25 protein-coding genes are annotated in these 25,749 nt (G+C 63.9%); 19 read left to right on the forward strand and 6 right to left on the reverse strand.

Annotated features, from left to right (window positions below):
* Positions 1 to 53 precede the first annotated feature (53 nt).
* Genes P8192_RS10075 through P8192_RS10085 form a run of 3 tightly spaced genes read left to right on the forward strand, consistent with a single transcriptional unit; the run spans position 54 to position 1,906 of the window.
* Complete coding sequence (locus P8192_RS10075) at positions 54 to 962, forward strand: macrolide 2'-phosphotransferase (RefSeq protein WP_278156732.1); 909 nt, start codon at positions 54 to 56, stop codon at positions 960 to 962.
* Positions 959 to 1,333 (forward strand): hypothetical protein, encoded by a 375-nt coding sequence (locus P8192_RS10080; protein ID WP_347403406.1) that lies wholly within the window; start codon positions 959 to 961, stop codon positions 1,331 to 1,333. Before P8192_RS10075 ends, P8192_RS10080 begins: the two co-directional genes overlap by 4 nt.
* Before the next feature lie 3 nt (positions 1,334 to 1,336).
* A complete protein-coding gene (locus P8192_RS10085) occupies positions 1,337 to 1,906 on the forward strand; it encodes a dihydrofolate reductase family protein (protein ID WP_278156734.1) in 570 nt (189 codons plus the stop codon).
* A gap of 7 nt (positions 1,907 to 1,913) precedes the next feature.
* On the opposite strand, the gene P8192_RS10090 is transcribed toward P8192_RS10085, so the two are convergent.
* Positions 1,914 to 2,390, reverse strand: coding sequence for a GNAT family N-acetyltransferase (locus P8192_RS10090; RefSeq protein WP_278156736.1), 477 nt, complete (start codon positions 2,388 to 2,390; stop codon positions 1,914 to 1,916).
* 205 nt (positions 2,391 to 2,595) lie between these two features.
* Here P8192_RS10090 and P8192_RS10095 point away from each other — a divergent pair, with 205 nt between their 5' ends.
* The gene (locus P8192_RS10095) at positions 2,596 to 3,435 is read left to right on the forward strand and encodes an alpha/beta fold hydrolase (RefSeq protein WP_278156737.1); all 840 of its coding nucleotides are present in this window, start codon (positions 2,596 to 2,598) and stop codon (positions 3,433 to 3,435) included.
* Between the two features lie 17 nt (positions 3,436 to 3,452).
* Here the strand turns inward: P8192_RS10095 and P8192_RS10100 are convergent, their stop codons facing one another.
* Positions 3,453 to 3,974, reverse strand: coding sequence for an AAA family ATPase (locus P8192_RS10100; RefSeq protein WP_278156739.1), 522 nt, complete (start codon positions 3,972 to 3,974; stop codon positions 3,453 to 3,455).
* 13 nt (positions 3,975 to 3,987) lie between these two features.
* Positions 3,988 to 4,641, reverse strand: a complete 654-nt coding sequence (locus P8192_RS10105; RefSeq protein WP_278156741.1) for a LysE family translocator — start codon at positions 4,639 to 4,641, stop codon at positions 3,988 to 3,990.
* Between the two features lie 133 nt (positions 4,642 to 4,774).
* Between P8192_RS10105 and P8192_RS10110 the strand changes: the two genes are divergently transcribed.
* Complete coding sequence (locus tag P8192_RS10110; protein WP_278156743.1) at positions 4,775 to 5,044, forward strand: hypothetical protein; 270 nt, start codon at positions 4,775 to 4,777, stop codon at positions 5,042 to 5,044.
* Between the two features lie 356 nt (positions 5,045 to 5,400).
* Here the strand turns inward: P8192_RS10110 and P8192_RS10115 are convergent, their stop codons facing one another.
* On the reverse strand, positions 5,401 to 6,192 hold the full coding sequence (locus P8192_RS10115) for a hypothetical protein (protein ID WP_278156745.1): 792 nt from the start codon (positions 6,190 to 6,192) through the stop codon (positions 5,401 to 5,403).
* 261 nt (positions 6,193 to 6,453) lie between these two features.
* On the opposite strand from P8192_RS10115, the gene P8192_RS10120 reads away from it, so the two are divergent.
* From P8192_RS10120 to P8192_RS10145, 6 genes are all read left to right on the forward strand, one after another.
* Positions 6,454 to 6,840, forward strand: a complete 387-nt coding sequence (locus tag P8192_RS10120; RefSeq protein WP_278156747.1) for a DUF4303 domain-containing protein — start codon at positions 6,454 to 6,456, stop codon at positions 6,838 to 6,840.
* A 194-nt stretch (positions 6,841 to 7,034) separates the two neighbouring features.
* Positions 7,035 to 7,505 (forward strand): hypothetical protein, encoded by a 471-nt coding sequence (locus tag P8192_RS10125; RefSeq protein ID WP_278156749.1) that lies wholly within the window; start codon positions 7,035 to 7,037, stop codon positions 7,503 to 7,505.
* A 76-nt stretch (positions 7,506 to 7,581) separates the two neighbouring features.
* A complete protein-coding gene (locus P8192_RS10130) occupies positions 7,582 to 8,436 on the forward strand; it encodes an AbiV family abortive infection protein (protein WP_278156751.1) in 855 nt (284 codons plus the stop codon).
* Positions 8,437 to 8,543: 107 nt separating this feature from the next.
* A complete protein-coding gene (locus tag P8192_RS10135; protein WP_278156753.1) occupies positions 8,544 to 9,671 on the forward strand; it encodes a helix-turn-helix domain-containing protein in 1,128 nt (375 codons plus the stop codon).
* A gap of 8 nt (positions 9,672 to 9,679) precedes the next feature.
* Positions 9,680 to 10,129: a DUF4411 family protein gene (locus P8192_RS10140; RefSeq protein ID WP_278156755.1), complete on the forward strand. Its 450-nt coding sequence runs from the start codon at positions 9,680 to 9,682 to the stop codon at positions 10,127 to 10,129.
* 741 nt (positions 10,130 to 10,870) lie between these two features.
* Entirely contained in the window at positions 10,871 to 12,076 is a 1,206-nt protein-coding gene (locus P8192_RS10145) for an IS110 family transposase (RefSeq protein ID WP_278156757.1), read from the forward strand.
* A gap of 587 nt (positions 12,077 to 12,663) precedes the next feature.
* Here P8192_RS10145 and P8192_RS10150 read toward each other — a convergent pair.
* Positions 12,664 to 14,007 (reverse strand): hypothetical protein, encoded by a 1,344-nt coding sequence (locus tag P8192_RS10150; RefSeq protein ID WP_278156759.1) that lies wholly within the window; start codon positions 14,005 to 14,007, stop codon positions 12,664 to 12,666.
* A gap of 80 nt (positions 14,008 to 14,087) precedes the next feature.
* Positions 14,088 to 15,167 (reverse strand): redox-regulated ATPase YchF, encoded by a 1,080-nt coding sequence (gene ychF / locus P8192_RS10155; RefSeq protein WP_270104790.1) that lies wholly within the window; start codon positions 15,165 to 15,167, stop codon positions 14,088 to 14,090.
* A gap of 258 nt (positions 15,168 to 15,425) precedes the next feature.
* Between ychF and betT the strand changes: the two genes are divergently transcribed.
* From betT to rmuC, 8 genes are all read left to right on the forward strand, one after another.
* Positions 15,426 to 17,657, forward strand: coding sequence for a choline BCCT transporter BetT (gene betT / locus P8192_RS10160; protein ID WP_278156763.1), 2,232 nt, complete (start codon positions 15,426 to 15,428; stop codon positions 17,655 to 17,657).
* Positions 17,654 to 19,141 carry an aldehyde dehydrogenase family protein gene (locus P8192_RS10165; RefSeq protein WP_278156765.1) on the forward strand — a complete coding sequence of 496 codons (1,488 nt, stop codon included), beginning with the start codon at positions 17,654 to 17,656 and terminating at the stop codon, positions 19,139 to 19,141. The genes betT and P8192_RS10165 overlap by 4 nt, the downstream gene beginning before the upstream one ends.
* Positions 19,142 to 19,172: 31 nt before the next feature.
* Positions 19,173 to 20,774 carry a GMC family oxidoreductase gene (locus P8192_RS10170; protein ID WP_278156767.1) on the forward strand — a complete coding sequence of 534 codons (1,602 nt, stop codon included), beginning with the start codon at positions 19,173 to 19,175 and terminating at the stop codon, positions 20,772 to 20,774.
* A 160-nt stretch (positions 20,775 to 20,934) separates the two neighbouring features.
* Positions 20,935 to 21,843, forward strand: a complete 909-nt coding sequence (locus P8192_RS10175) for an ABC transporter ATP-binding protein (RefSeq protein ID WP_278156769.1) — start codon at positions 20,935 to 20,937, stop codon at positions 21,841 to 21,843.
* Positions 21,840 to 22,661 carry an ABC transporter permease gene (locus P8192_RS10180; protein WP_278156771.1) on the forward strand — a complete coding sequence of 274 codons (822 nt, stop codon included), beginning with the start codon at positions 21,840 to 21,842 and terminating at the stop codon, positions 22,659 to 22,661. Before P8192_RS10175 ends, P8192_RS10180 begins: the two co-directional genes overlap by 4 nt.
* Before the next feature lie 22 nt (positions 22,662 to 22,683).
* The gene (locus tag P8192_RS10185; protein ID WP_278156773.1) at positions 22,684 to 23,865 is read left to right on the forward strand and encodes a sensor histidine kinase; all 1,182 of its coding nucleotides are present in this window, start codon (positions 22,684 to 22,686) and stop codon (positions 23,863 to 23,865) included.
* Positions 23,862 to 24,518, forward strand: coding sequence for a response regulator transcription factor (locus P8192_RS10190; RefSeq protein WP_278156775.1), 657 nt, complete (start codon positions 23,862 to 23,864; stop codon positions 24,516 to 24,518). Before P8192_RS10185 ends, P8192_RS10190 begins: the two co-directional genes overlap by 4 nt.
* A gap of 55 nt (positions 24,519 to 24,573) precedes the next feature.
* Positions 24,574 to 25,737, forward strand: a complete 1,164-nt coding sequence (rmuC, locus tag P8192_RS10195) for a DNA recombination protein RmuC (RefSeq protein ID WP_278156776.1) — start codon at positions 24,574 to 24,576, stop codon at positions 25,735 to 25,737.
* The last annotated feature ends 12 nt before the right edge of the window (positions 25,738 to 25,749 follow it).

Below are 25,749 nucleotides of genomic sequence, written 5' to 3' on the forward strand. Positions count from 1 at the left end.
CCAAAGCCAAATGACCATGGCAGCCGCGCCACGCTCATGACAGACTAGGCGCCATGGATTCCGCCGCAGACGCCACGGCCATCACCCGCCTCGCAGCCGAGCACAACCTCGACGTCGACCCCGAAACGATCACCGTCAATGAGCTCGGCCTCGATTTTCGTGTGGCGATCGTCGACGCCGTTGATGGTCAGCGCTGGGTGCTGCGTATCCCCCGCCGCGCCGAGGTGATGACTCGCGCCCAGGTCGAGGGGCGCGTGCTGCAGCGCATTGCACCCCGGCTCTCCGTGGATGTCCCCGACTGGCGCATCCACACCGAGACGCTGATCGCCTACCCGCTCTTGCCGGGCGAGCCCGGACTCACCCTCGAACCCGACGGCACCCCCGTGTGGCACTTCGACGAACATTCCCCCGTGTTCAGCGACAGCCTCGGCACCATGCTGGCTCAGTTGCACTCCCTGGACCCGGAGACGGTCGACGACACCGGCATCACCGCGCTGACTCCAGGTGAGCATCGGGAGTCCATCCGCGAAAACATCGCACGCGTCGCCGCAGAGTTCGCCATCGCCCCCAGCCTGCATGACCGGTGGCTGAGCTGGCTGGCGGACGACAGCTACTGGCCGGAACGCTCCGTCCTCACCCACGGCGAGATTTACCCGGCGCACCTGTTGCTCGACGGCGAAACCATCCTCGGGGTGTTGGACTGGACCACCGCGTCCATCGGCGATCCCGCCCAGGATTTCGCTTTCCATCGCGCGAGTGTTTCCGACGCCGCCTTCGAGACGACCGTGAGCCGCTACGTCGCCGCCGGTGGTCACGTCGGGCCCCGCTTCGGCGACCACTGCACGGAAGTGTTCAGCCTCTCCCCCGTCACCTACGCCCTCTTCGCCCTGACGACCGAAGATCCGGAACATCGTGCCGCTGCGGCCGCCCAACTCCACCCCGAGGAAGGCACCCACCCATGACGCAGCCCCTTTTCGACGCCCGCGGCCTCGATGACGCTCTGTCCCACACCATCGCGGGACTGCCTGCCGCCAGTATCGACCACCTCGGCATGCACGCGGACAGGCTGCCCCAGCGGCTGCGCCTGGTCGAGCAGGGCATCAAGGTCGAAGCCACCGGCTTCGGCCGCGTCGAGCTCGATCCGGTGGCCACCTTGCGCGCCATCATCGACGTCGACCCCACCGCCCTGATGGTCGGCGCCGACCTGCCCTCGACCCCAGCTCGGCGTCCCTTTCAGAACGACGACATCGACCTCATCGTGGACAGCCTCCCACCCGAGCAGGTATCCGCCGTACTCTGGGACAACGCCTCCGCGTTCTATCTGGGTAGTTAAGCCATGGGCCAGCTGGTGTATTCAATGATCGCCTCCCTGGACGGGTATGTCGCCGACGAGGACGGCGAATTCGCCTCGTGGGCCCAGCCGGACGAGCAGGTCCTTGCCGCGATTAATGAGACGTTTTCTCGTGTCAGCACGTGCCTGATGGGGCGGCGCATGTATGAGCTGATGTCGGTGTGGGAGACCGACGATGAGGTGATCCACCAGTCACCGAAGTCCACGGAATTCGCCCGCCTCTGGCAACGCGCAGACAAAATCGTCTACTCCCGCACCCTGACATCGGTGCCCACGAGTCGCACCCAACTACGCGCTCAGTTCAACCCCGAAGAGGTGGCACGGATCAAAAAAGAGGCGGCGGGCGACGTGACGATCGACGGTCCGACAGTGGCCGCCGAGGGGTTTCGAGCCGGCCTGGTCGATCGCCTCGACGTGCTGTTCTGCCCCGTAGTCCTCGGTGGCGGCCTGCGCTTGTTGCCGGAGCAGCGGATCGAGCTGTCGCTCATCGACAAAGTGTCCTTCGACAACGGCATGATCCAGCTCAGCTACGAGGTGGGGACCCACACCGGCTGACCGGCTGTCAGCAGTTCTTCAGCCATCGGTTCTCCCCCTCAACCACCGCACTGGTCTCGTGCATCCCGAGGAAGCGCGCCACGCGCTGCGAGGCCAGGTGGTCCGGATGGATAAAGGCAACCACCTCGGAGACACCAGCGTCGAACAGATCGTCCAGGAGTAGCCTGGCGGCCTGCTTCGCGAATCCTCGCCCCTGCCACGGTTGACCGATCACCCAGGAGATCTCTGCCGCTTTTCCGTCCACGGGCACCGTGGCCTGAACATAGCCGACCGGATGTTCGTCCAGCATCACAAGGTAATTGATCCACCGTTCGCTTCCGTCGGGTGAGTGCCCCACCACCTGCGCGGTGTACCGACGTTCCAGCTCCTCTCGTGTGGCAGGCTCGCCGCCGATGTAGTGATACAACGACGGCGAAGACAGCACGTGCGTCATCACCGAGGCATCCTCCACTCTCAGCGGTCGTATCGTGATCGTCTCGTCCATCTGCATCCTCGGCTGCTCTCCGTTGCCCCTCATCGGATCATGGAACCACAGCGTACAAGCCGCCCGAGCTACTGTCGCTGCCTCAGAGCCACCCTGGCTTTTCTGGTTGTGGGGCCGCTACCGTGTATCGCATGTCTCGTCCAGGCTTCTACCGTTTCCTCTCCCGACGACTGGCGCCGCCCACCAAATTGAATGAGGCATACCGATGACAACGCATACGGCCAATAGCGTGACCCTGGGAGTGGAGCACTTCGGTGATCCGGATGCACCGTTGTTGCTGTGCGTCGGCGGCACCACGATGTTGTCGTGGCCCGATGAGCTATGCATGACCTTGGCGCGTGGCGGACGGCATGTCGTGCGTTACGATCTGCGAGATTCCGGCGCATCCACCTCCATCGACCCCGAGAATCCGACGTACACCCTCAGAGATCTCGCCGCAGACGCGTCAGCCCTCGCGAACCACCTCGACGGTCGACCAGCTCACCTGGCAGGCATTGGTGTGGGAGGCATGGTGGCCCAGATTGCAGCACTGGACTATCCCCGATCATTCTCCGCGTTGACCCTAATCGGGACCCGAGCGGTCGCGCCGGGACCGGTCGACGACGACCTTCCCGATCACGATGAGGCCACGATGGGGCGCTTATTCTCCTTACCCACACCGGACTGGTCCGATCGGGATGCGGTCGCAGCCTATGCAGCCGACAACGCAGAGATACTCGGGGACGACCCCACCACCGCCGCAGAAACCGCTACTCGCGTGTGGGATCGCACTCCCGGCACCCTGTCGTCACATCATGAAGCCGATCAGCTGGGGATGGTGTTCTCTCGACTAGATTGCGCTCCGCGATGGCGCGAGCGCCTGCCGGAACTGCGCGTACCGACGCTCGTCGTGCACTGCCAACACGATCCGTTCTTCCCGGTGGGAAACGGTAAAGCCCTCGCCCGCGAGATCCCTGGGGCGCGGCTCCTCCGGCTTGAGGACGCATCCACGGCCATTCCAAAGGCGTCTCTTCAGGATGTCGCGACAGCAATGCTGCACCTCTGACGTCAGCAGCTCAGATTTCACTCAAGAACATGGGCGAGCAATTCCTCCGTTGGGTGCGCGCTATCTAGTCGGAGGACCGGTTGCGTGAGCTGCCCGAGCCAGGTCTCGTGCGCCACACGACTCCGGCCTTCGAAGTCCGGATCGTCATAGCCGCGCACCCATTCCAAGAACGCTTCCCAAGCATCCTCGTCGAAGTCCGCCCCCGCACGACGCTGAACCTCACGAGCTTCCAACCGCCGCAGCCGTTCCGCGGGATCCAAGGTCAAGAAAATCACCGCATCACATTCACGGACAATATCCTCGCCCCAGCCGAGCATCGACCCCGACAGGACCCACGCCTCGCGAGGCACGAACACCTCCCGCATGAGCGCACGTCGCGCTAGCTCTGGACGTTTCTCGCGGTACGGCGGGTCACTCGGCAGCCAAAAATAGTCGTCGGCGTCGGCGTGCGGAACCGACCAATGATCAGCTAGGGCCCGGCCCAAAGTCGTGGTCCCGGAGCCACTTGCACCAAAAATATAAACGCGTGAACGATTCACAGAACCCTACCCATCATGGCGTCGGCACCAAGACGACGCCGCCAAGACCGACAAGCGCTCCACCGGCTACCGCTTCTGTGCGGCGGACGACCTTCGGCCGCTGCAGAACGGCACCAAGCTTGCCGATGAAGGCAACGAGCACCACGTACCAGAGCAGACACAGGATCCAGAACGCTGCGGCGAGCACAAGGTGCGCGGCCACCGGTGACAGCGGATCCAGCGTGAACTGCGGAAATAGCGCCAGGTAAAAAGCTACCACCTTAGGGTTGAGCAGATTGGTCAGCAGCCCCTGCCGGAAGCAAGACCAACGGTTGGTACCCACGTCCTTCACCATATGGTTGCCCTTGACTCCAACAAGTGCACCCGCATGTTCTCTTCTCAGTCGTAGCCAGGAGCGCAGCGACTGGATTCCGAGCCACACCAGATAGATTCCGCCGGCTATGCTCACCACGGTCGATACTGCCGACGACGTTTCCAACAGCGCGGTCACACCGAGCGCCGCGGCCGTGCCGAGAATGAACACGCCGAGCAAGATCCCAGCAGAGGTCCAGGCAGCACCGGCACGGCCAGCGCGAACCGTGTTACGCAACACCAACAGGAAATCGGGCCCCGGCACCACGATGACCACCAGGCAAGTTGCGGCGAACGCAAGCAACTGAACAGTCATGTCGAGCTCTCTCCTTCTACAACATTTACCGGGTCATCTTAAAGTGGTTCGAGCGCCATATGGGTACGGACTGCCGTGTGACGACGCAGGCGATCAGTGTGACGGTGAGTGAGTCTCGGATGTCGATCAGCTCTTGCGGAATGTCCGCGTCGCCGACGGAACTCCCCAGCTAGAGCTGCAGTCCCGAGTCGTCGCTCATATCGACGTGCCAGAACTGCGTTCTCAACTTGAGGGTGGGCCTCTGCTGGACCACATCGAAACCACCGAAATCGGCCCCATCGATGGTGACCGGTTCCAAGCCCGCGATGGATTCCGTGCCATCAGCACTGTCGTACTGGGCTCGAAGAAACTCTATCGAGGTAGCTGCGTCGACGCCGGGAATGCACCGTCGTCCGTTGGCTGAGCAGATTCTGAAGCCGCCGAGGGCTCGTGGCTCTCCGTCCGCGTTGGGGTGGTATACGTCGAGAGCGTCTCAGTTGCTTCGGGGGTCGTCGAATGTTCGCTCCCGTCTGACGCCCCATCCGCACAACCGGTCAGCGAAAGTGCAATGACGACACCGGCGAGATCTCCGGTAGTAGTTGTTCTCGTCATGAACCCGTCACCTGGTTCCGGTGATCCACAAACTTTTCGTATCCGACTTCGAGTACCACTTGTAACTCAGTCGGACTGTCCGCCCAGTCCGATCAGCGTCGACTTCTCGCCCGGCCCGCAAGCGTGTGAAGGTCAGTGAGTAGCCCCTTCCCACAGCCTTTCGGTGGTTCAGATACCCAGGTCATCAGCGAGCTGGACGAACCACCGGCGCTGGTACGCCGGCAGATCGCTTTCCAAAGCCGATTGTGTGCCGCGCACGACGAAATCTCGAGTCCACACGCCTCGCTTCATCAGTCCGGGCACGACCACGGTGCGGATCGGATCATCCCCCGCCGTCTGATCGGCCTGCATCAACGACGCACCCTTCACACCACGCACGTCGAAGAGTCGCGCAAATACCTCGTTGGTGACGCGCGGCCTCGCCAGCAGCCAACGCAATAGCGGCTTTCCGGGCGCGTCAGCCCAACCGCCGATGATCATGAGCACGGCACCATCGTGGCGTCGCGCCTCGACGAGACCGGATTCGATCCACTCGTACATCACCGCCCTGCCGCGATTGCGATCCCAGTTCTTGGGGCTGACGGCAAAGTCTGCCGACCACTGCTCCACGAAGATGGCAAGGTCCCCGGGAAACAGAGCCGGGTAGACCCACTCGGTGAACGTGTGATCTTCCGGCACGGGCCAGACCTTCGCCGCTTGGGCGGGATTCTTAGCACCGAGCAGCACCGTGGTGGCGGCGTCCCAATGTTCTTGAGACAGACGCCCGGCCCAAGCATCCACGAATTGGTCGGTGCCGCCAGGGTAATCATCACGAACATGGCGAAGCCACGCGGCGACCGTTGACCCCGAAGAAGCACTCAGAATGGCTTTCGCCTGCGCGACCAGTGGCCGGCACATCGCCCGCCGCGTGCGTTCGTCGTGCGCCACCAGGCGCGTCGCAAGTTCGGTCGGACGTCCCACGGTCAGGAGACCTCGTATCGAGTCAACGGTATCCACCGCCTCATACTATCGAGACGTCCGCAAACACAATCTCGGGCATACCATCAGGACACATGGGCGACGAGTACGCAGTGGCCCTCCCCGACTCGATGAATGCCAAGTCCGATGAAGGCCTCAGCTGAACCGGTGGCAGAGCTGGTCGATAGGATCGCAGATTGAACCCGTGCGGCACTTCAACAATTTCGAGCGACCCACAGTATCGATGCGTGCCTCGTTGCCCTGGTGATCTCCGGTGAGGGGTATCGCCCCTACCTCGCGCTGACGGAGCATGGCGAGGACCAGTTGGATCTGGCCGGTAGCCGGTTCGCGATCGTCGAAGATGAGATCCTGGCCCGAACGGAGCCCGCGTTCGAAGCGCGAGGATTCCTGCACGACATGGTCGACGACGAATCGGAAATCGAATTCGATCGGCGATTGGCATCCATGGAAGCGGTGCTGCGCCGTCTCGACGATCCGGGACTGTTCGGCGTTGCTGAGGACCGTGCCAGAGTGCTCCTGTTGGTCGCGACGATGCCACTGTCCGATTCCGAAGCCGAGAGGGGACGGCGCCTCAACCCGGCTGGCCCTCTCTTGGATGCTTGGCTTGAAGAAGCCGCCGAAGGGACCTGACCGGGTCGAGACGTTCCACCATCATCAGGTCGGAGAACTGACACTCAGTTTCGAGGAACTCCCCCTCAATTCCGCGACCTCGATCGTCCTCTCCGCCTGCATCGGAGAACTCGCCTCCCCGACGGCGGAACTCCACCGGAATACGTTTCGGATAGGTATTCAACTCGCCGATCAAACGCGGGAAGATGGAAGGCATGTGCGCTACCAACCTATGGTCGATCAACGCGGCCGCATTCACACCCGAGTTCACTCGGTTCACCGCTGACACCCTCGGCGTTGCTCCAGCTCCCTCCGAGGTGAACATCTCCTCCGGCCGAGTGCGCAACTTATCCACTGCCTTCACCCTCACCCGGCGGATGTGCGACTGTGACACACTCGTCGGGCGTCGCAACGATTCCCCCGTGGACGGCGAGATCAGTGCCCAGGAGTGGCTCACGTGGCTGCGCGAGCTCCCCTCCCATGTGCCACACGTCTCGCGCATCGCAGTCATGCGCGCATGGAGTCCTGAGGATGACGTCATCGCACCGACCCGTGCGTGTGGCATCCGGATCGACGAACTCAGCGAAGACGTCCTTCGCGATATCCGCGACGACAACCTGCTGACGATCGACTACCCGCGTACTGCGCAAGATTCTCAGCAGGGAGAGAAAATGATCACCCGTTAAAATGGAACTCCACCACGTCCAGCGGTAAACGTCTGGTGATCCCGTGCGCGTCGGTGGCTAAAGGGACAATGGGTGCATGGCCCGACGACAGCACCTCCCCGACAATCTCAGCCCTGAGCAGGTCGTTGCCCTACAGGACGCTCTGCTCGCCAATGCTGACCGGCTGCTGCGGGCGGCGCTGACTGCTCTCGACGAGGACGACGCCGCACTGGCGCGGTCGCTGGGGATCCTCGGCATGGAGGAGTCCGGCAAGGCGATCGCGCTGCACGAGCGCAGGGTGGACATGGCCCACTGCGCGGAGGGCGAGGTGTTCGTCGACGACGGGCTCAGGAAGCTCTGGCGGGAGCACCACCTCAAGCTCGACATCGTGCACCGCTTCCTGATGCTGGAGCAGTACTGGTTCGGCGTCGCCCCCTCGGACCCAGAGGAGAATGCCGAGGTGCTCGGGACGATCCAGGAGTGGAAGCGTGAGCACAATTCCTTTAAGCAGCGCGGCTTCTACGTCGACGTGACGCCGGAGGGAGAACTGTTGACCCCACAGGACGTCACCGACCCGGACGTCGTGCGTGCAGTGCTTGAGCACGTCCACCAGATCGGATGGCAGCTGCGGCTCGGAGAGCACATCGAGGGCAGGCGACAGGAGGACCAGGCGCGCTCCGTGCCGCCGGCTTCCGAGGAGAAGATCGAGGACATGCGGAGGCTGACCGACCGCATGGACCCCGAGATCGTAGAGCGGATGCTCAAGTCGATGCGCGAGGGCGCCGAGGGCACACCGATCAACAACGCCGCCTACGGGTTCACGCTGTCAGACAAGCCCTTCAAGAACGTGGGGCGGCCGGGCTACGAGGCCCATGACCGCGAGCTCCACGCACTCTGGCAGAGCCTGCACTGCGATAATGGCGACGACGAAGAGCCCGAGCCGCCCGAATGAGCAGCGATGTCATGTGGCGATCCAGCACTCCGGACGCGGGTCCTCCTCGATAGACTGGGAGAAGGTATTGGCTAAATCTGGCCGAAGGTCGAGCAGGAGGGGGTCGAGTGGCACGGGCACCAATCGACGGCAGTACCCTTAGGTGGGCTCGTGAGCTCGGCAGAGTGTCCCAAGAAGAGCTGGCCAGGGCCCTTGGTGTGAAGCCTGAGCGCATCGACGCATTCGAGTCCGAGGAGCGTCAGCCGACGTTCCGGCAGCTGACGCTCCTCGCGACCAAACTGGACAGGCCTCTGGGGTTTTTCTTCGCCCCTGCCCCCGCAGAGCCGGACGTTCCCGAGGCGGCGGATTTTCGCGGACGTACTCATGACGAGCTTCCACCTGGACTCGCCCGCGAGATGCGACGCGCCGAGCAACACCGCGACACGATGCTGCATCTCGATGACCAGCCGAGAGAGCGTCTCGAACTCAAGCCACTCACCTGGAGGACCCTTGCCCAGAGCGCCACTGACCTGCGTCGCCAGTTCGGGCTTCTGGACTCCTTCGTCCCGACCGAGTCCCAGAACGGGCAAGTGTTCAACTTCTGGAGGGGCCTCATCGAGGCGCGCGGCATCCTCGTCTTCCAGACGACGAAGATCCCCCTGGAGACGTTCCGGGGTCTCTCCATCCACCACGACCTGTTGCCGATAGTACTCGTGAACGGCGGTGACAGCGCCGCCGGCCGGGTCTTCACCCTCTTCCACGAGATCGCCCACCTCGCCAACCGCACCAGCGGGTTGTGCATGCTGCATGAGAATGTCAACGAGGAAGCCCTGGCCAATGGCTTCGCGGCGAACTTCCTCATGCCTGAAGCGAGCGTCCGCCGCCACGTAACAGCGGACGAGGACCCGTACGAGCTCGCAGTCAGCCTTGCCTCCGTCTTCAAGGTGAGCCCTCTGGCAGCAGCCGTTCGCCTCAAGACGCTCGAGGTCATCGACGACAAGGACCTCGCAGAGGTGCGCGCGACCAGCGACGAGGCGTGGAAAAAGGTCAGGGACAAGAGGAAGAACAGTGACGGCTTCGTACCCCCGTGGCGGCTACGGTACCGCGATCTCGGCAGCACCTACATCGGGACAGTCGCGCAGGCCCTGGAGGACCAGCGGGTGGACATGATGGACGTTACCTATCTTCTGAATGCTCGACTCCCGATGGTCGAGCAGCTCCTCACCGAGTACTACCGGACCGGCGGTGCTGATTGAGCTACACCTTGGACAGCAACATCCTCATCGGCCTCGTGCAGCGCTACCCGCGCGACATCTTCCCCAGCATCTGGGACAGCATCGAAGAGTCTGTGGCCCTCGGCGAGAGCTGCATCTGCGAAGCCGTCCATCGCGAGGTCTACCGGATCGGAGATGACCTCTACAAGTGGGCTAAGAAGCTCCCCGGATTCGTCTGCTCAACGAACGGTGAAGAACTGGCGACCGTGAAGGCGATCGGACAGGCACATCCCGAATGGGTCCAAGGTCAGGTGAACGAGGCAGACCCGTTCGTGATCGCACACGCCAAGTTCGAGGGCTCGGACATCGTGAGCGAGGAGAACCGCAAGGGCCCGGGCGTCATTGACAAGAACTTGAAGATTCCCAACGTCGCCGACGAACACCAGGTACGAGTGCTCAAGTTCTTCGACTACGTCCGCGCTGAAGGATGGTCATTCTAGGACGTGTGTACCTTTACACGTTGAACTGGAAATTCACCACGATCCGTTCGCTCCACACGTTTCTCACACGCCCGCGCCTATCTACAGACGCCGAAGCCACTAGCTCGAAGCTGGTGACTCCCGTAGGGACTGCCACACTGAACATCAATACGTCGCCTTGCGACACAGTCGAGCGGGGGCAGTCGGCGTGTTCCTCATCTCGCATGCCGAACATCCGCACAGTCGGCACGGAATCAGGATCGCCACCTTCCCAAGTTGGACTCCAAATCTGATGCAGGTAGGCGCGCGGCGATCGACATAGTACGTGCATCGGGATGACCCCCGGGGGCGAAGGTCGCTCGTCTACGACAAACTCAAAATCGACAGACTGCGAGTCGATAGTGAATCTGAATGTCAGCCACGCGACCAACGTAGCCGCGACAGCGACGACGAGACTTGTAGCCGCGATCACCACCTGCGCCCAAGTGGCGACATCCCAGTCGCTCATTTCTTCCCCCGTTACCTTCTTTGTAGCCCGCTCTTCAAGAGAAGATGTGGGTGTGCTGGCCGGAAGGCCCCGGCATGATTACTGCCCCCAGTCGCCCATGATCCGGGGGGTGATGTCACCGGGGCCTGAAGGTGCCAGGGACATCGCTAATAGGGGCCGGGCAGAAGTAGTAGGCGAGGCCGTTTGTAACGTGAATGCCGAGCTCTGACGCCGTAGTCAGGCCAGCAATGGAATGCTGTTCTGACGAGTGGCGAATGCACGTGATCAAGAATCATACGGAGGTCGAGGTCTTCCTCGGTGTCGACGTAGGCAAGGGCGAACACCACGCCGTAGCCCTGAACCGGGAAGGGGCCAAACTCTACGACAAGGCACTGCCCAACGACGAGACCAAGATACAGACGGTGATCGACAAGCTCACCGTTCACGGGACCGTGTTGTTCGTAGTGGACCAGCCGGCCACCATCGGCGCCTTGCCCGTGGCGGTCGCCCAAGCCGCCGGCGTCACGGTCGGTTACCTGCCAGGGTTGGCGATGCGCCGCATCGCGGACCTGCACCCCGGCGAGGCCAAGACCGACGCCAGGGACGCGGCGATCATCGCCGAGGCCGCCCGCACGATGCCGCACACACTGCGTTCCATCGAGGTCGCCGACGAGCAGGACCCCGAACTATCGATGCTCTACGGGTTCGACGATGACCTGGCCAAGCAGGTCACAGCGACTTCGAACCGCCTCCGGGGTCTGCTGACCCAGATTCACCCGGGGCTGGAGCGGGTTCTCGGCCCGCGCCTGGACCACCCGGCCGTGCTGGACCTGATCCGCACCTGGCCCACCCCAGCCAAGCTCCGCACGGCCGGGCGCAGGCGGGTCGCCACCCGCCTGAAGAAGCTCGCGCCGCGGATGTATGACCGTCTGGCCGGTGAGATCTTCACCGCCCTGGAGGCCCAGACCGTGGTCGTGGTCGGCACCAACGCCGCAGCAGTGGTGCTGCCCCAACTGGCTGGGATGCTTGCCGATCTGCGAGCATCCCGGGACACCCTGCACACCCAGGTCGAAGCCCTGGTGGAGGCCCACCCTCTTCACCAGGTCCTGAGCTCGATCCCGGCGGTGGGCATCAGGACCGAAGCGCGGATCCTCACCGAGGTCGTTGGCAAGGACTTCGCCACCGCCGGGCACCTGGCTTCCTACGCCGGGCTCTCACCGGTGACCTGGAGATCCGGGTCCTCGATCCGCGGGGACCACTCATCCAGGCGGGGCAACAAGATCCTCAAACGCGCCCTGTTCCTCTCCGCCTTCGCCGCCCTGAAGGATCCGCTCTCCCGCGCCTATTACGACCGCAAGCGCACCCAGGGCAAGAAACACAACCAAGCCCTTATCGCCCTGGCCCGCCGCCGCTGCGACGTCATCTACGCCATGCTCCGCGACGGCACCCTCTACGAGACCAAAACCCCCGCCGCAGCTTGACAAAGAACATAGGGGCACCCCCCCAGATGTCAGTCCACTACGGAACTCCACCGTGTCCCCGTCAAGTGTCGCGTATGCGGCGCGCATCTCATCTGTCACGTCAATCCCTGCGTACTCGATCTGTCTCAGCGTCGGCTGTCGCCCGTTCGTGTGGGCACTGTAACGAGACACTGCTTCGACGTCCTTCGCGCTGACCTCACGCGCGAGGACCAACTCGAAGGTCTGGGACTCGAAGACGAGGAAGACCGCAGTGTCGAAGTCGAAGCTGCGAAATGTGCTGAACGTGCCAGAAGTCCGCCCACCCATCGCCTTGACCTGAATCCTTCGGCCGCCGGGATCGGTGACGTCATGTGACTTCGTTGAGTTCGGCTCGAGAACTCCTCCACGAGCCGCAACAACTACCTGTTCGGCTATGTCTCCCAGAGGCTGGTTGTTAGTGCGCACCAAGCCTCGCTTGCGAAGCTCCACGACTACGCTTGCTTCGACTTGAAGCAACTCCCGTACGCTGAGTCTCGACATGTCGGGCAGCATCGAACTACTTCTTCCCACCAGACGTTAGTCCGCTACGGAACTCCACCACATCGCACTTACTCATTTGCACTCACCAGCTCGTTGAACGCGTCGTACAGGTAGTACTCGTCATCATTCTCGACCCCTTGCTCGTGGAGCCACTCCGCGAGAGCAGACCACTCGTCACGAGCCTCGACAGATGTCGGACAGCCAGAGTAGATGCTGCTCAGAATCGCCTCCGTGTATCCGGCAAGCCTGACTTGGTCTCGAGCGTTAGTTTCGATGGCCTCTCGGAGGAGAGCCACATCTTCCGGTGTCAGATCCGCACTACATTTCTCGACCAATCGCAGGTTCGCCTCAGCACCACGAAAACTGGCTGAGAGTCTCACGCGCTCAATCGCCGGTCGCACAAACGCGCGGTGATCCATAGACTGCCTCACCGCTCGACTCAGCTGCTCAGCATCCAGTTCATCGACGATCTGCTTAAACCTGATGGCAACGATCGGGTCGACGGGTGCGCCGCAGACGAAGAACCTCTCATCGAGCAACATGCCGAGCTCACAGTGGTCAAGTAGAGCCATCAATCGCGACCTACCGGTGCCGGGAAACACCGACCAGAATATTGACCGTGACCCGTACGCACCGACCGCCCGGACAAGTTCCTCATCGCCAAGAGATGCGGACGTCTCCCACGTGTGCAAAACGGACCGCAAGCACTCCTCGAACAAGGCTGGAGCTTCCGCCGCTATCGCATACACAGATTCCCGCGATCGCTTGGCTACCCGGTTGCTTCGATCAGGGGGCCGCAGGCTATTCTTGATCAGGACTTTCACCAGATTGACCTTCACCGTCTCTCGGGCAGGCTGAAAGAACCGTGCGAGAAAATACTCGTCGTCGTTCGGCCAAGACTCGCTCTTGACCTCATTTTCAAGAGTCGTCAGTATGCGCTTTCCTGCCAGAGGCCGCTGGGCGAACACGGCTCGATTCGCAGCTACCAGGTGGGTACGAACCACTTCAGCGTCTGGCATGAAGACTTCGCCATCATCGATATAGCCAGGGTGGGCGCAAAGATTCCGGTCCTCGTTCAAACGTTCGAGCTCTACCCTCTCCCGGGGCAGAAGGATCCCAAGACGCTTCTCCGCCGTGTCGAGGATGTTCCTCTCATATTCCTGGACCCTGCTGACCGTCTGATTGGCGAGCGCCCTGTCGAGACCATCAACCACCTCCGCGGCTTGTCCATCGCCTGACTCTGCCAGATACCTGATCTTGCTAGTCAGATCGGCGACCACTGCAATCCAAAGAGATACCAAGGCCGCTCGATGCGCACCGCCCTCATAACACTTGACGACCTCAGCCAGCAGCGCACGAGAGCGCGGTTCTACAACGTCATGCTGAATCTGCTCAAGGTCCCTCAGCGACATGACTGCGAGCCCTCGGCTGTGAAGTACGCTTCCAGTACGCCGCGCGGCGACGTCATTTCTTGCCTCCGGAAATCATCCCGCTATACATTGAATCTAAATTCCACGACGTCGCCGTCTTGCATGATGTAATCCTTGCCTTCCATGCGTACCTTGCCTGCGGCTTTGGCGTCGGCCATGGAACCGGCGGCGACGAGGTCGTCGAAGGAGACGATTTCGGCCTTGATGAATCCTCGCTGGAAGTCGGTGTGGATCACGCCGGCCGCTTCAGGAGCGGTGGCACCCTTGCGGATGGTCCAGGCGCGGGCTTCCTTCGGACCGGCGGTGAGATAGGTCTGCAGCCCGAGGGTCTCGAAGCCGACGCGGGCGAGCTGGTCGAGACCGGACTCGTCCTGACCGTTCATCTCCAGCATCTCGCGGGCCTCTTCCTCGGATAGCTCCACCAGATCGGCTTCGAGCTTCGCGTCGAGGAACACAGCCTGGGCCGGTGCCACCAGGGCGGCCAGCTCTGCCTGCTTGTCTTTGTCGGCCAGGATGGCGTCGTCGGAGTTGAAGACGTAGATGAACGGCTTGGCGGTGAGCAGGTTCAGCTCGCGCAGGTTCTCCATGTCGAGCTTGTCGGCGGCGGAGAAGATGGTGTCGCCGCGCTCGAGCACGGCCTGGGCCTCGAGCAGCGCATCGAGTTCGGCTTTCTCGCGCTTCTTGCCCTTGACCTCCTTCTCGATCCGCGGCACGGCTTTCTCCACAGTCTGCAGGTCGGCGAGGATGAGCTCGGTGTTGATGGTCTCCATATCAGAGGACGGGTTCACGGCGCCGTCGACGTGGACGACGTCGGAGTCCTCGAAGGCGCGCACCACCTGGGCGATGGCTTCGGCTTCACGGATGTTGGCCAGGAATTGGTTGCCCAGCCCCTCTCCCTCAGAGGCGCCCTTGACGATGCCGGCGATGTCAACGAAGGACACGGTGGCGGGCAGGATTTTCTGGGAACCGAAGATACCGGCCAGCTGATCCAGTCGTTCGTCAGGCAGGTTCACGATCCCTACGTTGGGGTCGATGGTAGCGAACGGGTAGTTCGCCGCCAGGACGGTCTGACGGGTGAGCGCGTTAAAGAGGGTCGACTTGCCGACGTTGGGAAGTCCCACGAATCCGATTGTTAGAGCCACGTCGACCATCGTACCGGTCACTGTGCGGCTGAACTGAACCTTACTGAACTGCGGAATCCGACGTGAGGCGAATCTCAGTCCTGGACATCGGTCGCTGACAGTAGCCATACTCCGCACTTCCCGGCTACGGTGGAGTACGTTTTGCGTTCCGGAAGCCCCTTCGCCGCAGGCGGGGTGCGCTTCTAAAAGTGCATCGCTACACCGCGGCAGGGGGCCGGTGAGAACGCGCGGTCCCCTCCGTCGAGAGAGGACATCGCTATGGCCGAAGCCGTAGAAAACCAGAGTCGCTCAGCATCGACACCCGATCGTCCCGATCCGGGACGCACCACCAGCCCCGTGAACTGGCCGGTGTTCCTGGGCACCTTCGTGATCATCGTGGCGTTCGTCGTCTGGGCCGCACTGTTACCCGAGCAAGCCGAGACGGTGATCTTCGGCGCGATGGGCTGGGTGGCCACCAATTTCGGCTGGTACTACGTGCTTACCGCCACCATCGTGGTGGTTTTCGTGTTGATCGTCGCCTTCTCACGCGTGGGCCGGACGAAGATGGGTCCGGATCACTCGAAACCGAAGTTCAACCTCTTTACCTGGGCGGCCATGCTGTTTGCCGCCGGTATTGGTGTGGACCTGATGTTCTTTGGGATTTCCGGGCCGGCCACCAACTTCCTGGCTCCCCCGGATGTCACCCCGCTCTCCGATGAGGCGGCGCGGATGGCACCGATCTGGACGATCTTCCACTACGGCATCCCCGGCTGGGCGATGTACGCGCTGATGGGCATGGCGTTCGGGCTGTTCGCCTACCGGTACCACCTACCGCTGAGCATCCGTTCGGCCCTGGCCCCGATTTTCGGCAAGCGCATTCACGGTCCCATTGGTCACGCCGCGGAAATCGGTGCGACCATCGGCACCATCTTCGGCATCGCCGTGTCCCTGGGTATCGGCGTCGTGTTCTTGAACTTTGGGCTATCCGCCATCTTCGACATTCCGAACCACATTGGTGTGCAGATCGCACTGATGGCGCTCGCGGTGTTTATTACAATCCTGTCCACCGTCTCCGGTGTGGATAAGGGCATTCGTCGGCTCTCGGAACTCAACGTGATCCTCGCGGTCGTGCTGATGCTCTGGGTGCTGTTCTCAGGGCAGACCCACGTGATGCTCAACCAGCTGGTGCAGAACATCGGCGACTTCTTCTCCGGGTTCCCCTCGATGATGATGAACACCTTCGCCTACACCGCCGGTACGGAAGACTACCCCTCCCAGCAGTGGATGGCGGACTGGACGCTGTTCTTCTGGGCCTGGTGGATCGCCTGGGCACCGTTCGTCAGTCTCTTCCTGGCGCGGATTTCCCGCGGCCGCACGCTGCGCCAGTTCGTCCTCGGCGTGCTGCTGATCCCCTTCGCGTTCATCCTGCTGTGGGTGTCGGTGTTCGGCAATGCCGCGCTGAGCTTCTTCCGCGCCGGCGAAGAGGAGTTCCTGGAGCTGGCGGTGAATCTGCCCGAATCCGGTTTCTTCACGCTGTTGGCTCAGTACCCGGGCGCCACCTTTACCGTGGCCCTGGCCGTGGTGACCGGGCTGTTCTTCTACGTCACCTCTGCCGACTCGGGTTCCCTGGTGATGGCGAACATGACGTCGAAACCCTCGCTCACCGACTCCGACGGGCCCTCCTGGCTGCGCATCGTGTGGGCGGTCATCACCGGCGCGCTGACGCTGACCATGCTGTTCATCGACGGCGTGTACACCCTGCAGGCAGCCACCGTGATGGTGGGTCTGCCCCTGTCGATTCTGATCTACCTGGTGATGATCTCCCTGTTCAAGGTGCTGCGCTCCGAGCGGCTCACCCTGGACTCCCAGATCGCTACCATGCCGGATGTGCTCTCCAGCCGGATCCGCGAAGGTGGTGAACGCGGGAACTGGCGCCAGCGACTCAAGCGCCGGATGACGTTTGCCTCTGCCGAGCAGATTGATCGCTACGTCACCCAGGTGGCCACCCCCGCGATCGAGGAAGTGGCGGCCGAACTGAAGAACCTCGGCGTCGACGTCGCATGTCACCGCGGCGAACACCCGGACTACCCGATTCCGTACATCGACCTGATGGTGCATTTCCCCGATCAGGAGGACTTCAAGTACCAGGCCTACCCGGTGGCGTACTCGGTGCCGAACTTCGCTTCGAACATCAAAGCGGTGCAGGACGTGTTCTTCAAGCTCGAAGTGTTCTCGCTGACCGGTTCCCGCGGTCACGACATCATGGGCTACACCAAGGAACAGGTCATCTCCGATGTACTCGACGCCTACGACGCCCACATGGCGTTCATGTCGCTCACCGGCGACAAGGGGGCGCCGGCCTCGCTCATGGATGCCGAAGCTCCCGATGAATGGTGGGACACCGATCAGACCGAGGTGGAGCCAGCGGACACCGCAGCCCTGCGGAAGATTGACGCCGCCATTGAAACCACCCCACACCCTGGACCCGATTCCGAAGGAGAGAACCGATGACTGATTCTGCCATCGCCACCCTGTACATCGACGGCGTCTGGACCGCTTCCTCAACCGGCGAGACCCGCGACGTCGAGTGTCCCGCCGACGGCAGCCACGTTGCTGTGGTGTCTGAGGCCAGCGGCGACGACGTCGAACGTGCCATTCGTGCTGCCCGCCGCGCCTTTGATGAGGGCGTGTGGGCCGAAAAGCCGGCCAGCGAACGCGGCGACTTCCTGTTGCAGGTCGCCGACGGAATCCAGGCACGCAAGGACGATTTCGCCCGCGCCGAGGCCCTGGACACCGGCAAGCGCCTGGTCGAGGCCGAAGGGGATATGGACGACATCATCTCCTGCTTCCGGTACTACGGGAAGATCGCCGATCAGCACCCGGGCCGCCTGGTGGATGCCGGAGACTCATCGGTGATCTCGCGGGTGGTCTACGAGCCGATCGGGGTGTGCGGGATGATCACCCCCTGGAACTTCCCACTGCTGCAGGCTGCGTGGAAGGTGGCTCCGGCGCTGGCTGCGGGCAACTCCTTCGTGCTCAAGCCCGCCGAGCTGACCCCGCACACGGCCATCCTGCTGATGGAGGTGCTGGATTCCCTCGGCCTGCCTGCGGGCGTGGCCAACCTCGTGTTGGGTGACGGCGGCACCGTGGGTGCGCCGCTGTCCAGCCACCCGGAGATCGACCTGGTGTCCTTCACCGGTGGACTGGTGACGGGCCGCAAGATCGCCGAGTCGGCAGCCCGCGACGTCAAGAAGGTGGCCCTGGAGCTGGGCGGAAAGAACCCGAACGTGGTGTTCGCCGATGCGGATTACGAAGCCGCTCTGGACAATGCGCTGACCGCCGCATTCCTGGACTCCGGGCTAGTGTGCTCGGCCGGCACCCGACTGATCGTGCAAGACTCCATCGCGGAGCAGTTCGTGGATGACCTGGTGGCCCGCGCCGAGGGCATCGTGATGGGCGGACCCTTCGACGAGCAGGCCGAAACCGGTCCGCTGATCTCGAAGGCGCACCGCGACAAGGTCACCGACTACGTGAAGCGCGGCGTGGAGGCCGGTGCCCGACTGCGCGTGGGCGGACACTGGGGCGGCGAAGAGCACGCCAAGGGCTACTTCTACGCACCCACCGTGCTGGATCAGTGCACCTCGGACAACCCCGCCGTCGTCGAAGAGGGCTTTGGTCCGGTGATCACCGTGGAGACCTTCAAGGATGAGGCCGAGGCCATCAAGATCGCCAACGACACCGAATACGGGCTGGCCGGGGCAGTGTGGACCTCGGACATGGGCGTGGCCAACCGCGTCTCGCGCGGGCTGCGCCACGGCACCATCTGGATCAACGACTACCACCCCTACCTCCCGCAGGCCGAGTGGGGCGGGTTCAAGCACTCCGGCATCGGCCGCGAACTCGGACCCACCGGTCTCGAGGAGTACGTGGAGGCCAAGCACATCTACCACAACACCGAGCCGGCCCCAGCCGACTGGTTCCCCCGCAAGAACTGACGGCGTCACCGAGAATACTCAAGGAGAAGACATGGCATCACCACAGCAGCACATCGACGAGATCGTCTCCGAGAACCCCGTGCGCGAATACGACTATCTGGTGATCGGCGGTGGCTCGGCCGGCGCCGTAGTGGCCGCCCGGCTCAGCGAGGACCCGGAGGTCACCGTGGCTCTGCTGGAAGCCGGCGATCATGACCAGGACCACGCCGAAGTGCTGGACCTGAAGCGCTGGCCCGAACTGCTGGAATCCGGGCTGGACTGGGACTACCCCATCGAACCGCAGGAGAACGGTAACTCGTTCATGCGCCACGCCCGTGCCAAGGTGCTGGGCGGCTGCTCCTCACACAACTCCTGCATCGCCTTCCACCCGCCGGCCGAGGACATGGACCTGTGGGAGCAGCTGGGAGCCACCGGCTGGAATGCCGAGACCATCCTGCCGCTGATCAAGCGCCTGGAGACCAACTCCCGCGGTGGCGAGAAGCACGGCACGAACGGACCGGTGCACCTGATGGACGTGCCGGCCGAGGACCCGATCGGTGTGGCTGTGCTGGATGCGTGCGAACAGGCCGGAATCCCCCGGAAGCTGTTCAACGACGGCGAAACCGTGGTGCACGGTGCCAACTGGTTCCAGGTGAACCGCCAGGCCGATGGCACCCGGGCGTCGTCGTCGGTCTCCTACCTGCACCCGATTCAGGGTGAGCGGAAGAACCTGGACATCCTCACCGGACACTGGACCACCCGGGTGCTCTTTGATGGCGACCGTGCCGTGGGCGTGGAATACATCGACAACGCTTTCGACCGGACCTCGGTGCTGAAAGCGCGCAAGGAAGTCATCCTCTCCGCCGGGGCGATCGACACCCCGAAGCTGCTGATGCTCTCCGGGATCGGCCCGGCCGAGCACCTACAAGAATTCGGCATCGAGGTGCGCGTGGACTCCCCCGGCGTGGGCTCGAACCTGCAGGACCACCCGGAAGCGGTGATCTCCTGGGAGACCAACGAGAAGATGGTGCGCGACGCCACCCAGTGGTGGGAGATCGGCATCTTCACCCACACCGAAGACCCCGAGGGTGCGGGCCTGCCGGATCTGATGATGCACTACGGTTCGGTGCCGTTCGACATGCACACCCGGCGCCAGGGTTACCCCACCTCGCCGGAATCATTCGCTCTCACCCCGAACATCACCCACGCCAAGTCGCGCGGCACGGTGCGGCTGCGGTCGATGGACTACCGCGACAAGCCGAAGGTCGACCCGCGCTACTTCACCGATGCGGAGGGTCACGATATGCGCGTGGCGGTAGCCGGGATCAAGAAGGCCCGCGAGATCATCTCCCAGCCGGCCATGGCCGACAAGGTGACCCGTGAGCTGTTCCCCGGACCGGATGTGCAGACCGATGAGGAGATCGCCGACTACGTGGCGCGCACCCACAACACGGTGTACCACCCGGCCGGTTCCTGCCGGATGGGCCCGGTGGACGACGAGATGTCCCCGGTGGACCCGGAACTGCGCGTCAAGGGCGTGCAGGGGCTGCGCGTGGTGGACGGTTCGATCATGCCGCAGCTGACGGCGGTGAACCCGAACATCACCACCATGCTGATCGGCGAGCGCGCCTCGGATCTGATCCGGGGCCGGTAACACGGGTCGTTAAGACACCGAGGGTAGACATCCCTCGTATCGTCGACGGCGGGGCGGCATCCAGTGCGGGTGCCGCCCCGCCGTCGTCGTGACATCTGTCATGGGCAGAACGTGATCGGCGGCAGTTCTGTACGGTGGTCGGGGCGAGCATGCTGGAGGTATGGATACCACTACAGCCATCTCGATTCAGGACGTCCATCGCCGCTTCGGCTCCGTGACCGCCGTCAACGGGATCACCCTCACCGTGACCACCGGGGAGGTGCTGGCCCTGCTCGGTCCCAACGGCGCCGGCAAGACCACCCTGCTGGACATGGTGCTCGGATTCACGACGCCGTCGTCGGGCACTATTTCGGTGTACGGCCGGGCCCCCGAGGCAGCCGCGCGGGACGGTCAGGTGGGCGCGGTGTTGCAGAACGGCGGGTTGCTCGATGACCTCACCGTGGCCGAAACCATCCGCATGGTCGCCGCCTGTCACGTCCGCCACCTGCCCGTGGCCGAAGTGATGCAACGGGCCGGCGTGGCCAGCTTCGCCACCCGCAAAGTCAAGAAATGCTCCGGCGGCCAGCAGCAGCGCCTGCGGTTCGCCCTGGCCCTGCTCACCGACCCGCAACTGCTGATTCTTGACGAGCCCACCGCCGGCATGGACGCCGGGGCCCGCCGCGAATTCTGGCAGACCATGCACGCCGAAGCCGAACGCGGCCGCACCATCATCTTCGCCACCCACTACCTGCGCGAAGCCGACGACTACGCCGACCGGGTAGTGCTTGTCCAGGGCGGGCGCGTGGTGGCCGACGGCACCGTGTCCGAGATGACCACCGGCTTCCATCGGATCCTGTCCGCCGAATGGATCGGCGACGACGACCCCCGCGTTTGGGCTGCGCAGGCGGGGCTGTCCGAGGAGCAGTTCACCGTGGAGGCCGAGCGCTCCCGGATTCAGATCACCAGCCCGGACACCGATGCCCTCGCCGCCGAGTTGTTGGCCAGCGCGCGCATCCGTCACTTGCAGATCGTCCACCCCGGCATCGAGGACGTGTTCTTTGAGCTCACCACCCAGGAGGTCCCGGCATGAGCACCGCCACGACACCCCGTGCGCCCCGTCGAACGCGTGCGCAGATCTTGTTCGGCTTCGTCTGCTGGGAGTTCTGGCGCAATTTCCGGATGGTCGACGCCACCTTCTTCATCATCGTGTTGCCGGTCGCTATGTACCTGATGTTCGGCGTGGCGATGGGTGTGGAGGGCGCCCGGGCCGGCGAGGGCAACGTGGCGGCCTACGTGATGACCTCCATGGCCGCTTATGGGGCGGTGATCGCGACGACGGCGATGGCCGGTTCCGCCGCCGTCGAGCGCACCCAGGGCTGGGGCCGGCAGCTGAATCTCACCGGCCTCACCCCGCCCGCCTACATGCTGGGCAAAATGCTGATGGCCGTGCTGATGGCGATCACCCCCATCGTGCTGGTGTATCTGGCCGGGCTGGTCACCGGGGCGGAGCTGGACTCGGTAGAGCTGTGGCTGTCGTCGGCGGCGCTGGTGCTGCTGGTCGCCGTCCCGTTCTCCCTCTACGGTCTCGCTTTCGCCTTGCTGTTCCGTTCGGAGACGGCGGTGAGTGCGGCGTCCGGGTTCCTGGTGATCTTCGCGTTCTTCGGCAACCTGTTCATTCCACTCTCCGGGGTGTTGCTGGAGATCGCCCGGTTCACGCCCCTGTACGGGGTGGCGATGCTAGCCCGTTGGACGCAGACCGAGGGCATGATCGTGCCGATGTCGGAGGAGGAGGCGATGGCCGGCATCGAGTACGAATCCATGTGGGTGCTGCTGGTCAACCTGGGCGCCTGGACGCTGATCTTCGCCGTCGTGTGTTTGTTGGCCGCCCGTCGCCGGACCTCCCGCTGAGCCGCTGGGTAGACTCGGAACCGTGACCACATCGGGCCTGCTAGAGCCTCCCGCCACCCGCGAGGAGAAGATCAACACGCTGTTCAGCGCGGGCATCTGGCTGCTGTTCCTGGGGTGGACCGTCTACGGGTTCATCATCTCCGCTGCCCCGGTGTACTGGCAGGTGGCCGGCTGGGTGGCGCTGCCGAGTTTCGTGGTGATCTACCTGTACAGCTTCCTGCACCCGGAACCGTTGACCGGGCTGCCCCGGTTCGCGAACACCCTGGCGTACACCGTCGTGCTGGTGGGTCTGGGGTTCGTGATGATGATGTCCACCCTGTATGCGGTGGTGAACATGGTGCCGTTTTTGATGGCGCTGTGGCTGTTCAGCTCCCGGCTGCGTACCGGGCTGGCGGCAGTGGCCCTGATCGCCGTCGTCGTCACCTCCCTCGTGGTGGCGTTGCAGCTGGAGGCGTACGAGTCCTGGCTGTTGCCCGCCATCGGGATCCCCACCGTGATCCTGGTGATGGTGCGAATCAGCATCGAGCTGGAGGAGCGGCAGCGAGTGAACTCGGAGCGGCTGGCCCTCGCCGAACAGCGGGAGGACCTGGCCGGAACGGTGCACGATCTCCTGGGACATTCGCTGACCACGGTCACCGTGAAGACCCAGCTGGCGCGCCGGTTGCTGCGGGTTGACCCGGAGGCGGCAGAGCGAGAGCTCGACGACGTGTTGGCCCTGTCGCGCCGGTCGCTGTCGGAGGTGCGCGCGACCGTGACGGATCTGCGCCAGCCGGATCTGCTCGAGCAGTTGGACCAGGCGGAGCAGTCGCTGTGCGCCGCCGGAATCGAGCTGCGGCGCCCGGAACAGCTCCCCGCACTGACCCTGATGCAGCAGCAGGTGGTGGCCTGGGTGCTGCGCGAAACCGTGACCAATGTGATCCGGCATTCTGAGGCGCAGCGGTGCACGGTGTGCGTGGTAGACGGCGACGACGTGGGGCAGGTCATCGTGCGGATCGACGACGACGGGGTCGGCCTGCCGGCGGAGTGCGCCGACGCTGGCCCCGGCACGGGGGCTGGCGCCGCGGGCACAGGAACCGGGACTGGCACCGGGGCGATCGGCGAGCATCACGGGCTGCTCGGGATGCGCCGTCGCGTGGAAGCCGTGGGCGGCACCCTGCGCCTGGTGGACTTGGAACCCGGAACCCGCGTGGAGGCGAGACTGTGACCCCTGCACCGACTTCTGAACCGACGTCAGAGCGCCCGTCAGAGCTGATCCGGCTGTTGCTGGCCGACGATCAGCACCTGGTGCGCGCCGGGCTGGCTGCGTTACTGAATCTGGAAGACGATCTCGACGTCATCCACCAACAATCCTCCGGTGCCGGGCTCGTCGCGGCAGTACAGGAACACCGGATCGACGTCGCCGTGCTCGACATCGAGATGCCCGGAATGGACGGGATCACCGCCACCGAAACGCTCACCGCCACCCTCGAACAGCCACCAGCAGTGCTGATTCTGACCACGTTTGGCCGCACCGGTTACCTGCAGCGGGCCATGGCGGCCGGAGCGCGCGGCTTCATGGTGAAAGACGCACCCGCCGAGCAGCTGGCTGCCGCGATCCGCACCGTGCATGCCGGGGGCCGGGCGGTGGATCCGGGGCTGGCCGCTGAAGCGCTGAGCATACCCGCCAGCCCGCTGACCGAACGCGAGGCGGATGTGCTGCGGGCCGCGCTCACCGGGGCCTCGGTCAAGGCGATCGCCGCGCAGCTGTTCCTCTCCCCCGGCACCGTGCGCAATCACCTCTCCGCGGCCATCGGCAAGACCGGCACCACCAACCGGGCCGAGGCCGCACGCCAGGCCCAGTCCCACGGGTGGTTGTAACGTGCGTTGACCGCGCCGTCGTTATCGTGTCCGGGGGCTGTGAGACAGTGGGCTCATGGACGTTCTGGTGATCCTTCTCTGCACTCTGGCCGGTCTTGTACTCGGCGCCGCGCTTGGCGTCTGGATCGCGTGGCGCCGCTTCTCCGAGAACCCAGAGGAACGGGCGACGGCCGAGCAGCTGCGCACCGAGCTAGCCGAGGCCCGCACCCGCAGTGAGATGCTGGACCGGGCGCTCACCCAGGAGCAAAGTCGTGCCCGGCAAGACTCCGATGTGTTGCGCGAGCTGAACCCGCTTTCCCAGCAGATCAAGGATCTGGGCCACCATGTGCGCGTGCTGGAGCGGGACCGGCAGCACCAATACGGCCAGCTCGCCCAACAACTGAAAACCGCCTCCGACACGGACTCCGCGCTGCTGCGCAACACTCAGGCGCTGGTGGCCACGCTGCGCGCCAACTCCGCCCGCGGTCACTGGGGTGAGGTGCAGCTGCGACGCATCGTCGAGGCCGCGGGCATGCTGCGTCACACCGATTTCACCGAACAGGCGCATCTGCGCGGCGACGACGGCGCCCTGCGCCCGGACCTGCTGGTGTACTTGCCCGGGGAGAAGACCCTCGCCGTCGATGCGAAGGCCCCACTGGCCGCCGTGCTCGCCGCCGAAGAGCTCGCCCAGGCACCCGACGCCGCCGAGCGCCGTCGTGAATTAATGACCGAGCATGCCAAAGCCGTGCGGGCGCATGTGGACCAGCTCGCCAAAAAACAATACTGGTCGGCCCTGGAGCACTCGCCCGAACTGGTGGTGTGCTTCCTGCCCGCCGAGTCCTACCTGGCGGCCGCGCTGGAAGCCGACCCACAGTTGCTCGACGACGCCTTCGGGAAGAACGTGGCCCTGGTGTCACCGGTGTCGCTGCTGGCCGCGCTGAAATCCGTGGCGTATTCCTGGCAGCAGGAGAACCTGGTGGACAACGCCAAGCTGATCGTCGATTCTTCGCGGCAGCTCTACCAACGGTTGGCCACCGTGGGCACCCATCTCACGGCCATGGGCAACAGCCTGCGCAAATCGGTGGACAGCTACAACACCCTGGTCGGCTCGGTCGAGTCCCGCCTGCTGCCCACCGCTCGGCGGCTTAACGAGTTGGACTCCACCCTGACGGCGCAGGAGCCAAGCCGCCCCATCGACTCGGCTCCCCGCTCGCTGAGCGCTTCCGAACTCCTCGAGTGACCGGCTACCTCG

This window comes from Citricoccus muralis (assembly GCF_029637705.1).
In the GTDB taxonomy this organism is placed as follows: domain Bacteria; phylum Actinomycetota; class Actinomycetes; order Actinomycetales; family Micrococcaceae; genus CmP2.

Excerpts from the sequence above, each read along its gene's own strand:
- P8192_RS10075 (WP_278156732.1), top strand. The coding sequence starts at position 54 with ATGGATTCCGCCGCAGACGCCACGGCCATCACCCGCCTCGCAGCCGAG.
- P8192_RS10080 (WP_347403406.1), top strand. The coding sequence starts at position 959 with ATGACGCAGCCCCTTTTCGACGCCCGCGGCCTCGATGACGCTCTGTCC.
- P8192_RS10085 (WP_278156734.1), top strand. The coding sequence starts at position 1,337 with ATGGGCCAGCTGGTGTATTCAATGATCGCCTCCCTGGACGGGTATGTC.
- P8192_RS10090 (WP_278156736.1), bottom strand. The coding sequence starts at position 2,390 with ATGGACGAGACGATCACGATACGACCGCTGAGAGTGGAGGATGCCTCG.
- P8192_RS10095 (WP_278156737.1), top strand. The coding sequence starts at position 2,596 with ATGACAACGCATACGGCCAATAGCGTGACCCTGGGAGTGGAGCACTTC.
- P8192_RS10105 (WP_278156741.1), bottom strand. The coding sequence starts at position 4,641 with ATGACTGTTCAGTTGCTTGCGTTCGCCGCAACTTGCCTGGTGGTCATC.
- P8192_RS10125 (WP_278156749.1), top strand. The coding sequence starts at position 7,035 with ATGTGCGCTACCAACCTATGGTCGATCAACGCGGCCGCATTCACACCC.
- P8192_RS10130 (WP_278156751.1), top strand. The coding sequence starts at position 7,582 with ATGGCCCGACGACAGCACCTCCCCGACAATCTCAGCCCTGAGCAGGTC.
- P8192_RS10145 (WP_278156757.1), top strand. The coding sequence starts at position 10,871 with ATGCACGTGATCAAGAATCATACGGAGGTCGAGGTCTTCCTCGGTGTC.
- P8192_RS10150 (WP_278156759.1), bottom strand. The coding sequence starts at position 14,007 with ATGTCGCTGAGGGACCTTGAGCAGATTCAGCATGACGTTGTAGAACCG.
- betT (WP_278156763.1), top strand. The coding sequence starts at position 15,426 with ATGGCCGAAGCCGTAGAAAACCAGAGTCGCTCAGCATCGACACCCGAT.
- P8192_RS10165 (WP_278156765.1), top strand. The coding sequence starts at position 17,654 with ATGACTGATTCTGCCATCGCCACCCTGTACATCGACGGCGTCTGGACC.
- P8192_RS10170 (WP_278156767.1), top strand. The coding sequence starts at position 19,173 with ATGGCATCACCACAGCAGCACATCGACGAGATCGTCTCCGAGAACCCC.
- P8192_RS10175 (WP_278156769.1), top strand. The coding sequence starts at position 20,935 with ATGGATACCACTACAGCCATCTCGATTCAGGACGTCCATCGCCGCTTC.
- P8192_RS10180 (WP_278156771.1), top strand. The coding sequence starts at position 21,840 with ATGAGCACCGCCACGACACCCCGTGCGCCCCGTCGAACGCGTGCGCAG.
- rmuC (WP_278156776.1), top strand. The coding sequence starts at position 24,574 with ATGGACGTTCTGGTGATCCTTCTCTGCACTCTGGCCGGTCTTGTACTC.